This is a genomic window from Pontibacter locisalis (genome assembly GCF_042684605.1).
Lineage (GTDB): Bacteria > Bacteroidota > Bacteroidia > Cytophagales > Hymenobacteraceae > Pontibacter > Pontibacter locisalis.
Genome location: NZ_JBHULU010000010.1, coordinates 224,699 through 237,518 on the forward strand (window position 1 = coordinate 224,699; position 12,820 = coordinate 237,518).

Annotated in this window: 15 protein-coding genes; 13 read left to right on the forward strand and 2 right to left on the reverse strand. The window is 43.6% G+C overall.

All coding sequences use genetic code 11. The annotated features are described in order from the left end of the window. Positions 1 to 88: 88 nt before the first annotated feature. The 6 genes from ACFSRY_RS07925 (at position 89) to ACFSRY_RS07950 (ending at position 4,151) form a co-directional block, all read left to right on the forward strand. Positions 89 to 850 carry an acyl-CoA desaturase gene (locus ACFSRY_RS07925; protein ID WP_377505047.1) on the forward strand — a complete coding sequence of 254 codons (762 nt, stop codon included), beginning with the start codon at positions 89 to 91 and terminating at the stop codon, positions 848 to 850. Positions 851 to 1,067: 217 nt separating this feature from the next. After that, positions 1,068 to 1,619 (forward strand): 30S ribosomal protein S16, encoded by a 552-nt coding sequence (locus ACFSRY_RS07930; protein ID WP_377505050.1) that lies wholly within the window; start codon positions 1,068 to 1,070, stop codon positions 1,617 to 1,619. 11 nt (positions 1,620 to 1,630) lie between these two features. Continuing rightward, a complete protein-coding gene (gene rimM / locus ACFSRY_RS07935) occupies positions 1,631 to 2,212 on the forward strand; it encodes a ribosome maturation factor RimM (protein WP_377505053.1) in 582 nt (193 codons plus the stop codon). Next, positions 2,212 to 2,889: a tRNA (guanosine(37)-N1)-methyltransferase TrmD gene (gene trmD / locus ACFSRY_RS07940; RefSeq protein ID WP_377505057.1), complete on the forward strand. Its 678-nt coding sequence runs from the start codon at positions 2,212 to 2,214 to the stop codon at positions 2,887 to 2,889. Before rimM ends, trmD begins: the two co-directional genes overlap by 1 nt. A 168-nt stretch (positions 2,890 to 3,057) precedes the next feature. After that, on the forward strand, positions 3,058 to 3,411 hold the full coding sequence (rplS, locus tag ACFSRY_RS07945; protein WP_377505060.1) for a 50S ribosomal protein L19: 354 nt from the start codon (positions 3,058 to 3,060) through the stop codon (positions 3,409 to 3,411). A gap of 149 nt (positions 3,412 to 3,560) precedes the next feature. Next, positions 3,561 to 4,151 carry an inorganic diphosphatase gene (locus ACFSRY_RS07950; RefSeq protein WP_377505063.1) on the forward strand — a complete coding sequence of 197 codons (591 nt, stop codon included), beginning with the start codon at positions 3,561 to 3,563 and terminating at the stop codon, positions 4,149 to 4,151. Positions 4,152 to 4,232: 81 nt separating this feature from the next. Here the strand turns inward: ACFSRY_RS07950 and ACFSRY_RS07955 are convergent, their stop codons facing one another. Next, positions 4,233 to 4,931 carry a DNA repair ATPase gene (locus ACFSRY_RS07955; protein WP_377505066.1) on the reverse strand — a complete coding sequence of 233 codons (699 nt, stop codon included), beginning with the start codon at positions 4,929 to 4,931 and terminating at the stop codon, positions 4,233 to 4,235. 224 nt (positions 4,932 to 5,155) lie between these two features. On the opposite strand from ACFSRY_RS07955, the gene ACFSRY_RS07960 reads away from it, so the two are divergent. The 3 genes from ACFSRY_RS07960 (at position 5,156) to ACFSRY_RS07970 (ending at position 7,277) form a co-directional block, all read left to right on the forward strand. Further along, positions 5,156 to 5,563, forward strand: a complete 408-nt coding sequence (locus ACFSRY_RS07960) for a 6-pyruvoyl trahydropterin synthase family protein (RefSeq protein WP_377505069.1) — start codon at positions 5,156 to 5,158, stop codon at positions 5,561 to 5,563. Beyond that, positions 5,526 to 6,218 carry a GTP cyclohydrolase I FolE gene (folE, locus tag ACFSRY_RS07965; protein WP_377505073.1) on the forward strand — a complete coding sequence of 231 codons (693 nt, stop codon included), beginning with the start codon at positions 5,526 to 5,528 and terminating at the stop codon, positions 6,216 to 6,218. The genes ACFSRY_RS07960 and folE overlap by 38 nt, the downstream gene beginning before the upstream one ends. A gap of 144 nt (positions 6,219 to 6,362) precedes the next feature. After that, positions 6,363 to 7,277: a TIGR01777 family oxidoreductase gene (locus tag ACFSRY_RS07970; RefSeq protein WP_377505076.1), complete on the forward strand. Its 915-nt coding sequence runs from the start codon at positions 6,363 to 6,365 to the stop codon at positions 7,275 to 7,277. Between the two features lie 68 nt (positions 7,278 to 7,345). On the opposite strand, the gene ACFSRY_RS07975 is transcribed toward ACFSRY_RS07970, so the two are convergent. Continuing rightward, positions 7,346 to 9,676, reverse strand: a complete 2,331-nt coding sequence (locus ACFSRY_RS07975; protein WP_377505079.1) for a penicillin-binding protein 1A — start codon at positions 9,674 to 9,676, stop codon at positions 7,346 to 7,348. Positions 9,677 to 9,868: 192 nt separating this feature from the next. On the opposite strand from ACFSRY_RS07975, the gene ACFSRY_RS07980 reads away from it, so the two are divergent. The 4 genes from ACFSRY_RS07980 to ACFSRY_RS07995 all read left to right on the forward strand — a co-directional run bounded on the left by ACFSRY_RS07980 (position 9,869) and on the right by ACFSRY_RS07995 (position 12,710). Beyond that, positions 9,869 to 10,375 carry a hypothetical protein gene (locus tag ACFSRY_RS07980; protein WP_377505082.1) on the forward strand — a complete coding sequence of 169 codons (507 nt, stop codon included), beginning with the start codon at positions 9,869 to 9,871 and terminating at the stop codon, positions 10,373 to 10,375. A gap of 77 nt (positions 10,376 to 10,452) precedes the next feature. After that, complete coding sequence (locus tag ACFSRY_RS07985) at positions 10,453 to 11,238, forward strand: class I SAM-dependent methyltransferase (RefSeq protein WP_377505085.1); 786 nt, start codon at positions 10,453 to 10,455, stop codon at positions 11,236 to 11,238. Positions 11,239 to 11,303: 65 nt separating this feature from the next. After that, positions 11,304 to 12,179 (forward strand): UbiA family prenyltransferase, encoded by an 876-nt coding sequence (locus ACFSRY_RS07990; protein WP_377505088.1) that lies wholly within the window; start codon positions 11,304 to 11,306, stop codon positions 12,177 to 12,179. Positions 12,180 to 12,236: 57 nt separating this feature from the next. After that, entirely contained in the window at positions 12,237 to 12,710 is a 474-nt protein-coding gene (locus tag ACFSRY_RS07995) for a hypothetical protein (RefSeq protein ID WP_377505091.1), read from the forward strand. Positions 12,711 to 12,820: the final 110 nt, after the last annotated feature.

Here is a 12,820-nt window from a genome sequence, read left to right on the forward strand (position 1 = left end):
AGCTTTGCACCTTACGTGGCATGGTTATGGCCTCTATTACCATTACATTTTACAGTAATCATCACAACATCAACCTTCATCTAAATTAATGGCTATTCTTATCTTTTTTGTGGTGCATTGGTACCTGTCGCTTTTTGTACAGACATTTTTCCTGCACCGCTACGCTGCCCATAAAATGTTCACGATGAACCCATTCTGGGAAAAGACATTTTACTTGTTGACGTATATCGCTCAGGGTTCTTCGTTCCTGTCGCCTCGTGCTTATGCTGTTTTACATCGCATGCACCATGCATTCTCTGACACAGAGCGCGACCCGCACTCTCCGCATTTCTCCAATAATGCGTTCACGATGATGTGGAAGACGAAAGAGATCTATAATAATGTACTTAAACATCGTGTAGAGCCAGAGCGCCGTTTTGATGGCGACTATCCTGTTTGGCCTGTGATCGAAAAAGTGGGTGACTCTTACTATTCCAGAATTGGATGGGGTGTAGCATACGTGCTTTTCTACATCGCTTTTGCTACCCAGTGGTGGATGTTCCTGTTGCTGCCTATACACTTCCTGATGGGGCCAGTGCACGGCGCCATTGTAAACTGGAGCGGCCACAAGTATGGTTACCAGAACTTCGATAACAACGATAAATCAAGAAACTCTCTTTTCTTCGACTTCCTAACAGGTGGCGAGTTGTTCCAGAACAACCACCACAAGCTGCCTAACCGCGTTAACTTTGGCGTAAAATGGTGGGAATTTGATCCAACCTGGCCAGCAATCTGGACTTTAGATAAACTTCGGGTCATCAAGTTGAAAGAACCAAAGCCTGCTAAGCAAAAAGTTAGAGTAGCAGCCTAAAAAATTATCAATGCCCTCCTGTAACGGAGGGCATTTTCTTTTATATCAATACCTCCAGTTATATTTTAAATAGAGCGCTTCATTCTGCATTTCTGTTTCCCTTGAAGATCAGCAAAGTATATTTCTAAACAAGTAATAGATAATATAAATTACTTTTTATACCTTTGCGGTTCTAAAATGGCGGACGGGATCCGCCGACGTATAAACTAAATACAAAATGGCAGTAAAAATCAGACTGGCCCGCAGAGGCCGCAAGAAAGCAGCTATCTATGATATCATAGTAGCAGACTCAAGATCACCACGTGATGGTAAATTCATTGAGAAACTGGGCACTTACAACCCAAACACTAACCCTGCGTCTATCAACTTCGATCAGGACAAAGCGTTTCAGTGGATGATGAACGGTGCACAGCCAACTGACACAGTTAAGGCTATGCTTTCTTACACAGGCGTACTTTACAGAAGACACTTACAGATTGGTGTTATCAAAGGCGCTATCTCTCAGGAAACTGCTGACGCTCGTTTAGAAGAGTGGAAGAAAGAGAAAGAAGCTAAGATCGAAGGCAAGCGTCAGGGACTTGTTTCTGACAAAGAAGCTAAGAGAAGAGCTGCTCTTGAGGCAGAGACTAAAGTTAAAGAAGCTCGTGCAGAGGCTATCCGTCAGCGTGAGACTGAGAAAGCTGCTGCTAACGCTCCTGCTGAAGAGGCAACAGAAGAAGCTCCTGAGGCAGCAGCCGAAGGTGGCGAGTCTACTGAAGAGCAGGCTTAATTTATTTTGCCATGAACATTGATGCCTGCTTTCTGCTAGGACACATCCTCAAAACCCATGGCACCAAGGGGCAAGTAGTCGCGTTCTTTGACGTAGATTACCCCGAAGATTATGAAGATTTGGAATCAGTTTTCCTTGAACAAAAAGGAAGGCTGATTCCTTTTTTTATAGAGTCCATGGACCCTATAAAGAACAGCCGCTTCATCATTTCTTTTGAGGACATCAAAACGATGGAACAGGCAGAAGCTTTACGCGGCACCTCCTTATACCTGCCACTCGATGAGCTCCCGGAACTGGACGAAGACCAGTTTTATTTCCATGAAGTGATCGGGTACCAAGTAGTGGACGCTAACCATGGCAAACTTGGTACTGTTAAGGAGTTTTATGACCTGCCACAGCAGCAGCTAATGGCAATGGAGTACATGAACCAGGAGATGCTTATTCCGGTAATGGATGAGATCATACTGCGTGCAGATCATGAAGCGAAAGAACTTCATATCAGCCTGCCAGAAGGACTCCTGGAAGTATACACCGAACCTGCCAACCCCGAAGAAGCCGACGACTCAGACGAGGATACCGAGGAGGATAAGTAATGCGTTTCGATATTATCAGCTGTCAGCCTGACCTGCTGGAAAGCCCCTTTAGCCATTCTATTCTTAAGCGTGCCCAGCAGAAAGGCCTCGTTGAAGTTCATATCCACGACTTGCGCAAATATGCTATCAACAAGCACGGCCAGATAGATGACTATGCTTTTGGAGGAGGCGCCGGCATGGTGATGATGATCGAGCCAATTGACAAGATCATTTCTGAGCTGAAGGCCGAGCGTGCGTATGATGCCATAATTTATATGACTCCGGACGGGCAAACGCTTAACCAGACCATAGCCAATCAGTTTTCACTGCTACAAAACGTTGTTATACTTTGCGGCCACTATAAAGGAGTGGATGAGCGGGTACGGCAGCATTTTGTAACACATGAAATCAGCATTGGCGACTATGTACTTTCTGGTGGAGAGTTGGGTGCAGCAGTACTGGCAGATGCGATCATCCGCATTATACCGGGTGTACTCAACGATGAATCATCTGCCCTTACAGATTCTTTCCAGGACGGATTACTGGCACCACCAGTTTACACACGCCCGGCTGACTATAAAGGCATGAAGGTACCTGATGTTCTGCTTTCTGGGGATACACCTAAAGTAGAAGCCTGGCGTTTTGAGAAGGCAGTGGAGCGAACAAGACAGCGAAGGCCGGATCTGTTGAATGAGTAGGTCGCAAGTGGCCACTATTGATTTAAACAATTAACTGTCTGGGTTCTAAATAAAGAGACTCAACAGAAAAAACTATATTTTTTTTCCTGCAAATATTCTTATGTAATAAATATTTACATATCTTTGCAGTCCGAAATTTGAAGAAGATACTTTAAGAACATAGCCATCATGAGCGAACTAATTAAATTCATTGAGCAGGAATCTACTGACAAGCGCGCCTCTTTCCCAACTTTCCAGGCGGGTGATACTATCAACATTCACGTAAGAATCCGTGAGGGTAACAAAGAGCGTATCCAGCAGTTCCAGGGCGTTGTGATTCAGCGTAAAAACGTGAACACAAATGGTGAAACTTTCACTGTAAGAAAAGTTTCTAACCAGATTGGCTTAGAGCGTATCTTCCCACTTCTTTCTCCAGCTATCGAGAAGATCGAGCTGGTAAGAAGAGGTAAAGTAAGAAGAGCAAGACTGTACTATCTGAGAGGTCTTCAGGGTAAAGCTGCTCGTATCAAAGAAAGACGCTAAGAATACCTGTTTTCATAAGTTTTCCGTAGTTTTAGAAAAGAGGAGTTGTTTCGACAGCTCCTCTTTTTTTATTACCCGAATCCAGGTATCAAACCAGCACATTTGACCTGTGTCTGTTTATATTTGCAGCTGCATCAACTCTAAAACCGATGATGAAGCACTTGTTATACCTTTTTCTTCTTCTAACGCCAACCTTACTTCTGGTAAGCTGTAAAACAGACTATCAAAACATCCCTACCTATACCGGCACCAGGCAATTACAAGCCGTGATAGAAGTTCCTGCTGGAAATAACCACCAGCTAAAATATGACCTCAAAAAACAGGAATTCGTTAATGCCAAAGACGCTGGTAAAGATAAGCTAGTAGAATTCCTCCCCTTTCCCGGCAATTATGGCTTTATTCCTTCAACCGAGTTAGGCCAAAACGACAGAGGGCTTAACATTCTGGTGCTATCTGAAAGAGTGGAAACAGGGTCAGTTCTTGAGGTACTCCCTGTTGGAGTGCTCCAGTTAGAAACTGCAGGTAATTTAGAACCTGTTATAGTTGCGGTGCCCGCCCGCCCTAGTGACAGAACAATTAGCGCAACCACCATGTCGGAACTAACAAAAAAATATCCAGCTGCGAAGGAAATTATACGTCTTTGGTTCACGCATGAGAACCCTGCATTGAACACAAAATTCGTAGCCTGGCGGGATGAACAGTTTGCCGACCAAGAGATCCAAAGATGGATGAAACTGTAAAAACCATCATCTTGTATAAGAAAGAAAAACAAAAGGGCAAGCTACTCAACTTGCCCTTTTGTTTGAAGATAGGTGTTAAGATTACTTTATCTCCATAAGTTTTGCCCTTACAGCCTCTACGGCTTTTTCCATATCAAGCACCCGCTGTCTGCTTACCTCCTGCTGCTTCTGGTTATTAACCACATCCTTTTCCAGCTGTTTTAAGTCATCAGCATTTCGCACCAGCTCCGCCTCCAGTTCCTGCTTTCTTTTTTTGTTCTTTTCAATAGAAGCCTGGATATCGTTCGCCTGCTTTACAACCCGCTCCTGTTCAGACTTCGTAGCACGTAGAACATCTTCTGCTTCATTTATCTGCCGTAGTACATCCTCGCGATAAAGCTTTCTGGCAAAACCTCTCATGAAGCTCTCCGCTGCAGCATATTCTTTTGGAGTAGCAACTTTATTAACATAGGCTGTTCCCATATCCAGGCTCCACCACACATTACTACCTGTAGCAGTACTACCTACAGTTGAAAGTACCCGCATTGGCTGATTTGATATAGTATCTATCACAGCGCCCTCTACAGTTAAAGTACCCTTGCTTGACTTCACCTTTCCTGCCTTCTGCCCTAAGTAGTCTTTCCACGATTTTTCTACGGTTTTAGGATCTAGCTGCACAGTAAGCTGCTGACCGCGCCGAACTATTCCGTTTACAGTCTGTTCGCTCTCTTCTACTGTTACCTGCTGTGCCTGACAAAGGCCGGTTACCATTATTAACACTGCGAGTAAAATTGTTCTCATTTTCATTTGTTAAGGGTGCTTTTTGTACTTTCCAGGTTATGTTACCACCTACGAAAATAATTAATCAGCCTGAGAAACAGTGGGTATGTGGGGATTATTTTAGCTAAAATTTGGTTTGGGAATAGAACATACTGGCTTAACTTTGCAAACTTATAGCATAAGCAGCTTTTTGCTGTTTATACTTCATTTTAAACATTTGCCAGGTAATGGTTGTTGACAACGATATGAAAATCACCGTTTGCCGAAAGGAGCATTTCAATGCCGCACATAGGCTTTATAACAGAGCCTGGAGCGATGAACAAAATGCTGCAGTGTTCGGAAAGTGCAGCAACCCCCATTACCATGGCCATAACTACGAGCTAATCGTAAAGCTTACTGGCACTGTAGATCCTGACACAGGTTATGTTTATGACCTGAAAATGCTTAGTGATCTTGTACAGGAGGAAGTAATATCCAGGTTTGACCATAAAAATCTGAACCTGGATACGGAGGAATTCAAAGAGCGTAATCCTACAGCTGAAAACATAGCTGTTGTAATTTGGGATAAGCTACGCAGTAAGATCAGTAAGGACTATGATTTAGCAGTAACACTTTATGAAACTGAACGAAACTTTGTTGAATACCATGGATAACCAGGATTTGGAGCGTGACGAAGAAATGGATGATCACATCATGAGCTCACTGGAGACTCCGCTGCGTTCCGATGCTTTTGATCTTTCTGATAGCGATAAAATAGCGATCATTGAAAAGCACTTCGCTGAGATTATGCATACTCTTGGCTTGGATCTTACAGACGACAGCCTGAAAGGAACGCCTCACCGTGTGGCTAAAATGTATGTAAAGGAAATTTTCCATGGTTTGCACCCGGATAACAAGCCTACCGTACGACGGTTTGAGAACAAGTACAAGTACAACCACATGCTCGTGGAACGGGATATTACGATATACTCTTCCTGTGAGCATCATTTTGTACCAATTATCGGAAAAGCACACGTAGCTTATGTGCCAAATGAGCATGTAATAGGCTTATCTAAACTAAATCGTATTGTACAATACTACGCTCGCCGTCCGCAAGTACAGGAGCGCATGACCATGCAGATCGCTAATGAATTAAAGCAGGCTTTGCAAACAGAGAATGTGGCCGTTATGATTGAGGCGGATCACCTTTGTGTTATGAGCCGTGGCGTAAACGATGTAACCAGCAGCACAATTACAGCTGAATACTCAGGGTTGTTCCAGGAAGATCAATTCCGTAACGAGTTCCTGGCCCATATTCGCAAGAAATAGTATTCTACTTACTACCAATAGCAGGAAAAGCTCCCTCTACCATCGAAAACCTACTTAATTAGCTCCTTTACGGGTAAGGACAACGGAACACCACCTTACCTACGTATAGGATGAGTTCTATATTTCTTATGCTAAAAAAGTATTATGCCAGGTAAAATTCTAATAACAGGTGGATCAGGTCTGATAGGTATGCGCTTATCAGAAGTTCTGATAGACCAGGGTTATGAAGTGGCTCATTTAAGCAGGAAGCCTGATAAAGTTTCCAGCTATAAAACCTTTAAATGGGATATAAAGAACGACTACATCGATGAGAATGCCATCTCTTACGCTGATTATATCATTCATCTTGCCGGAGCTAACGTTGCGCAGGAAAAATGGACTGATGAGCGCAAGAAGGAGATACTAAGTAGTCGTGTAGATAGCACAAACCTTCTTTATAAGTGTCTTCAGAATGTAGAACATCATGTAAAAGGATTTATCTCATCTTCTGCTATTGGCATATACGGCAATTCCGGAGACCAGATAATGTCGGAAGAAAGCACTTACGGTGATGATTTTCTGGCAGAGGTGTGTAAAGCATGGGAGGCTTCCGCCTGGCAAATGAGAGAGCTGAATTTAAGAACAGTCATCTTTAGGCAGGGAATAGTATTGAGCAACAAAGGAGGTGCCTTGGCACAAATTGCCCGGCCTGTTCGGATGATGGCCGGTGCTCCTCTCGGCTCTGGCAAGCAGTATATGTCTTGGGTTCATATTGATGATATATGCCGACTGTTTATTAGAGCTATTGAAGATACGCAGTTTGAGGGTGTTTATAATGCTGTTGCTCCCCATCCTGTAACAAATGCTGAATTCACTAAAAAGTTGGCTAGTGCTATGCATAAACCACTTGTGTTACCTAAGGTCCCCGCCTTTGCCATAAACCTGATGATGGGTGAAATGAGTGAGGTAGTCTTAGCAGGCCAACGTGTTAGTGCAAACAAAGTACTTCAAACAGGCTTTACTTTTGAGTACAACTACCTGGAGGAAGCGCTTGAATCTTTTTACGAAGAAGAGTTATAAAATTGCCCCCTAAAACAAATAAGGCCCGCTTCTATAAGCGGGCCTTATTTGTTTTAGGGCATGCTCACTTACTGAAGCATGTTATCCAGGTTCAGCGTTTTTAATATATCATCTAAAGCAGTAGAATCTGGCATTGTAGACTTAGGTAAAACCGTAGTACAATTATACTCCTTGCTTATTTTTACAGTAGGTCCCGGAAAACGACCCATTGTATACCCCAGACTTTTATCCTTATAGATTTTTTCCATGTAAAGGCCATACATCGGCAACGCTGTTTTAGAACCTTCACCCAATTGCGATGTTCGGAAATGGATACTGCGGTCTTCTCCGCCAACCCAGACACCTGTTACCAGGTCTTTTGTAACACCCATAAACCAACCATCTGAGTGATTAGAAGTGGTTCCAGTCTTACCGCCTATTTCATTCCCTTTCCATAAGTCATACTCCCACAGCGCCTGCGAAGTGCCACCTGGTTCTTCGATACCTCCTTTTAGCATATGCATCATCAGGAAAGCAGTTTCCTCACTAAGCACCTTCTTCTGCTTTGGAGTAAACTGGTGTATTATATTACCATTCCGATCCTCGATACGGGTAATAAACATTGGCCTTGTGTGGAACCCGTAGTTAGGGAATGTACTGTAAGCCCCAACCATATCAAAGATAGAGACATCACTTGGCCCCAAACCAATAGATGGCACTTTCTGCAAAGGACTATTAATTCCCAGCCGTTTTGCATATTTCACCACTGTCTCCCATCCAACTCGCTCAGTAAGTTGAGCTGTTACTGAGTTCACCGATTTTCCCATTGCCCGACGAAGCGTCATGGGTGCACCTGTATACTCCCAGTCAGCATTGGTAGGAGACCAACTCTTCTTCTCGCCGTTCTCTACATAGTTGATCGTAATACGTTTGTCTACAATCTTATCGCAAGGAGAGTAGCCATTATCAATGGCAGCCACATAAACAAACGGTTTAAAAGTAGAGCCTGGCTGACGTCGTGCCTGCTTTACGTGATCATACTTGAAGTACTTGAAGTTGATGCCTCCGACCCAGGCTTTTATGTGGCCTGTGAACGGATCCATGGTCATCATACCCCCGTGCAGAAAGTGCTTGTAATAGGCCAGGGAGTCTAAAGGACTCATTGTCACTTTCTTCTCCAGAGAGTCATTATCCCAGGTGAAAACCATCATTTCACGCGGGGTATTCAGTTCCCGTTTGATGGCCTCTGTGTCATCTCCGTACTTCTTCTTCAGTCTTTGATAGTAGGAAGTTCTTTTGATCGTCTCCTCTATAAACCCAGGAATTTCACGATCCTTTTCATCTACCCATGGGTTCCGACCTTTCCAGTGGCCATCGAAGCGACGCTGAAGTTTACGCATATGTTCTTCCATAGCCTCTTCTGCATGTGTCTGCATCCTGGAGTCAATGGTAGTATAAACTTTTAAACCATCACGGTAAAGATCATAGCCATTTTGCTTACACCACTCCTGCAGGTAATCCGCCACTGCACCTCTGAAATAAGTCGCGGGACCATCATAGTGGTTCTCCACGCTATAGTCAAGCACCAAAGGAAGTTGGCTTAGCGAGTCGGCCGTTGCCTTAGGCAAGAAACTATACTTCACCATCTGGTTGATCACCGTGTTACGGCGGCGGGTGGCGTTTTCAGGATTAAACCTGGGGCTATAATAGGTAGGGGCTTTCAGGAGGCCGACAAGCACTGCAGCCTGTTCTACTCTAAGACTATCAGGAGAGGTATTGAAGAAAGTTTTAGACGCTACTTTTATACCAAACGAGTTAGAACCGAAGTCCACCGTGTTCAGGTACATCGCCAGAATTTCTTCCTTCGTATAGCGCTGCTCCAGTTTAATGGCTGTTAACCACTCCTTTGTCTTAGAGATAATGATGTTAAGCCCTGGCACGTATCCAAGCAAGCCCTTTGAGCCTTCTGTTCGTGTCTTATAAAGATTTTTGGCGAGCTGCTGCGTGATAGTACTGGCACCTCTGACTTCCCCATTCAGGCTACCATATACGGCTGACACAATGGCCTCAGGATCTATACCGGAATGTTCATAAAAACGAATATCCTCCGTAGCTACCAATGCTTTAATCAGCGTTGGCGACATATCCTGGTAGGAAACCGGGCTTCTGTTTTCTTTGAAGTATTTTCCTATCAGCTGCCCATCAGAAGTATATAGCTCAGAAGCCTGATCAGAACGCGGGTTCTCCAGCCTATCGAGACTTGGAGACGAACCGAAAAGGAACAACAGGTTGTGCTCTACGCTAAACAGGTAAAGCAACACAGTAGCAAAGCCCAGGAAAAAGCCTTTCCAGACAACGCTAACAATTCTTTTATGTAATGGCCGCTTGGGCTTTTCTACTTTTTCTTGCTCTTTCAGCATTGCTATCAAACAGAGGTAAACCCCTTAAAATTCCCTTTCTCACTTCAACAAAAACAACTGCAAATATACCTTTTGTAGCTAACATCTAAGGACTAATAGCGATAAAACTTATTAAACCGCAGATGAGAGCATTATTGTTTTAAGACGACTGGTTATCTTTGCTTTGTACGCTCGCATAAACAAATTTTCAAGATGCAAGATTCACTATCAGAGATCTTTAACAAAACAATTGGTTTACCACTCACAAAAGCTACCCGAAATGAGCAGGTACAGTATTTTCATTTTGGCACCACGCACTATACTACTCCGCAGGGACTGGTGCTGGACATTGGCGAAATGACGCTTGCCGTAAACTGTCCTTGGCAGCTACAACTGCCGGATGCAGACCTAATAAAACATGAGCATCTGTTTATCAGGAAACGAGAGGCGGGTTTACCATCTCCTGTATGGGACTGGAAAGTACCTGGGTCAAGCCTAAGAGATCAGCGCCTGATGGAATTAATCCATGACAACCCGAACCTGGTAGTAGAAAGAATAGAACAGCAGGATGTGTATGGGTTGATGGTATACTTTAGTGACGGAAGCATACTTTCTGTTTTACCTGATCCAACCGCACCAGTAGAAGAATATTGGCAGTTGTTTAGCAACACAGGAGAGGGACTAAAAGCCGGAGCTGGCCCTAATGGCTTTACAGGCTAAGGGTGATTCGTGTTGGCATTTCTATAATCTAAAAACATTTCAGGCGGCTCTGCAGTAGTTCATTAAAAAGATAGCTATTGAACATCCGCCTTCAACTTTTTGAACTGGAAGACCAGAATTGGTTCCCACATGTAGTACGTGAGGGAATGCAGGATTACCTGCGATTTATGATCAGCACCCTTGATACCTATGAGGCCGCCTTACCCTGCCTGGCCGAACTCCTAACGAAAACAAAGCAGCGGCACATCACAGATCTCTGCTCTGGTGCCGGAGGAGGTATAGCAAACCTAAGGGAGGCCCTGAGTAAAACAATGGGTACTCCCGTGCACGTTACCCTCACAGATTTGTATCCTAACCTGGATGCATATGAGTACTTAAAAATAGAGTCAAAAGGAGCTATTGATTTCATACCAGAACCCATAAATGCACTCGATGTACCCGAACATATCCGGGGCGTACGTACTATTTTCTCCTCTTTTCACCATTTCCCACCTCACATTGCAAAGAACATTCTTCAGGATGCTGCTGATAAGCATGCTGCTATTGGCATTTTTGAAGGTGCCAAGAAAAGCTGGACAGAATTACTGCTATTGTGGCTGACCTTCCCGATAGTTGTTCTACTTATTACACCCTTTATCAAGCCATTTAAAATGAGCAGACTATTTTTCACCTATATAATTCCACTTATACCCCTGGGAATTCTGTGGGATGGAACAGTGTCGCTCCTTCGCATATATCCGCCTGAAAAATTAAAGAAGATTTCAGAAAAGGTTCATGCCCCAAACTACATCTGGCGAACAGGCAGGGTCGGCAAAGGGCCAGGGAAGCATGTAATTTACCTTATCGGTTACCCTAGAGTTTGATATCAGTAAATACCTGAGAAAGGAACAACAGATGAAATATTTGTTTTTGCACCTATAAAACTTACATGAAGTTAAGAAGCTACCGAAGTGCACTTACGCTGATGCGTATCCCATTCTCGGTTTACCTGATGCCCATTTTCTGGTTTGCACTAAGCACGCTATCAGACTTTAATATAGAGCGCGCTTTAGGAGTATTCCTATTGTTACATTTATTGGTTTATCCTGCCAGCAATGGCTACAATTCGTATTATGATCGGGATGAAAACAGCATTGGAGGATTGAAAGCCCCACCTAAAGTTACACATGAGCTCATGCACCTCGTATTGTTGTTTGATGTGTTAGCCGTTTTGACAGGCACCTTAATGTCACCCTTATTTGGTGCACTGGTAGCTATTTACCTGCTTGTTTCGAAAGCCTATAGTTACGAAGGTATCCGGTTAAAGAAATACCCTATCATCAGCACCTTTGTTGTCACTTTTTTTCAGGGTGCGTTCACCTTTTTCATGGTACAGATCGGGGTAGGGCTAAAGTTATCTCAGATTCTACAGACACCTAACATTTGGTTTGCTTTGATTAGCACACTTTTTCTTTGCGGCTCCTATCCATTAACCCAGATTTACCAGCACCAGGAAGACAGCCGGCGTGGCGACAAAACGCTAAGTTTACTATTGGGTGTAAATGGCACCTATCTTTTTGCCGGCATAAGTTTGTTGCTGGGTACAGCTCTTTTGCTGTGGCTGTACATTACTACTGATCAGTTGCGGAACATTTTCATCTTTTTGATCTGCACAGCACCTGTGGTATTCTACTTTACGAGTTGGGTATTGCGGGCACAGAAAAACTTGCAGGCCGTGAACTACGACAACACCATGCTTATGAATAAAATATCCTCCTTGTCCATCAGCTTCGCCTTTATTTTGATGATCCTTTTTAGTGTATAATATTAAAGGCAAACCTGAAACAGCAGTTTCGTATATAGATGAAACATAATAAAATCTATGAAACTACTTTACGCAATACTGGCTGGTTTAGCAGCCACTGCCGCCATGACTGCCTTTTTATACCTCCTGTCTTTCCTGACACACCGTGTTATGAAGATGATCAGAATCATGGGCACAATGGTCATGAACCGAACACAACCAGACGGATCCTTGTCAGAGGCAGTAAGTACTAAAGTAGTTGGTACTATTGTAGTTTATTTGATGGGCATTTTGTTTGCCCTGGTATATTTAGCGGTCTGGGATGCAGACATTGGGTTAATTACTGCCTCATGGGGATTATTTTTAGGTCTTGCGAACGGTATAATTGCGATGATCATGTGGTACTTCTTTTTTATGCTGCACCCAAGGCCCCCGCTTATTAAACTCAGAACCTATCTTCTTACCCTGATAGCAGCCCACATAGTATTTGGCTTTGTTGTAACCTATGTCTACCACCTTCTTTTACAACCTGCCTACGAATTCTGGTGGTAGACACTAATCAGCCAATATCATTAAAGTATTATAGCAGCTACGCTACTTAACTATAACCTTTGTTAAGTAGCGTATAAAACAAACAGCCTGCCGGACGCAATGTCCGGCAG

Excerpts from the sequence above, each read along its gene's own strand:
- ACFSRY_RS07970 (WP_377505076.1), top strand. The coding sequence starts at position 6,363 with ATGCCAGGTAAAATTCTAATAACAGGTGGATCAGGTCTGATAGGTATG.
- ACFSRY_RS07980 (WP_377505082.1), top strand. The coding sequence starts at position 9,869 with ATGCAAGATTCACTATCAGAGATCTTTAACAAAACAATTGGTTTACCA.
- ACFSRY_RS07995 (WP_377505091.1), top strand. The coding sequence starts at position 12,237 with ATGAAACTACTTTACGCAATACTGGCTGGTTTAGCAGCCACTGCCGCC.
- trmD (WP_377505057.1), top strand. The coding sequence starts at position 2,212 with ATGCGTTTCGATATTATCAGCTGTCAGCCTGACCTGCTGGAAAGCCCC.
- ACFSRY_RS07960 (WP_377505069.1), top strand. The coding sequence starts at position 5,156 with ATGAAAATCACCGTTTGCCGAAAGGAGCATTTCAATGCCGCACATAGG.
- ACFSRY_RS07925 (WP_377505047.1), top strand. The coding sequence starts at position 89 with ATGGCTATTCTTATCTTTTTTGTGGTGCATTGGTACCTGTCGCTTTTT.
- rplS (WP_377505060.1), top strand. The coding sequence starts at position 3,058 with ATGAGCGAACTAATTAAATTCATTGAGCAGGAATCTACTGACAAGCGC.
- folE (WP_377505073.1), top strand. The coding sequence starts at position 5,526 with ATGAAACTGAACGAAACTTTGTTGAATACCATGGATAACCAGGATTTG.
- rimM (WP_377505053.1), top strand. The coding sequence starts at position 1,631 with ATGAACATTGATGCCTGCTTTCTGCTAGGACACATCCTCAAAACCCAT.
- ACFSRY_RS07975 (WP_377505079.1), bottom strand. The coding sequence starts at position 9,676 with ATGCTGAAAGAGCAAGAAAAAGTAGAAAAGCCCAAGCGGCCATTACAT.
- ACFSRY_RS07950 (WP_377505063.1), top strand. The coding sequence starts at position 3,561 with ATGATGAAGCACTTGTTATACCTTTTTCTTCTTCTAACGCCAACCTTA.
- ACFSRY_RS07930 (WP_377505050.1), top strand. The coding sequence starts at position 1,068 with ATGGCAGTAAAAATCAGACTGGCCCGCAGAGGCCGCAAGAAAGCAGCT.
- ACFSRY_RS07955 (WP_377505066.1), bottom strand. The coding sequence starts at position 4,931 with ATGAGAACAATTTTACTCGCAGTGTTAATAATGGTAACCGGCCTTTGT.
- ACFSRY_RS07990 (WP_377505088.1), top strand. The coding sequence starts at position 11,304 with ATGAAGTTAAGAAGCTACCGAAGTGCACTTACGCTGATGCGTATCCCA.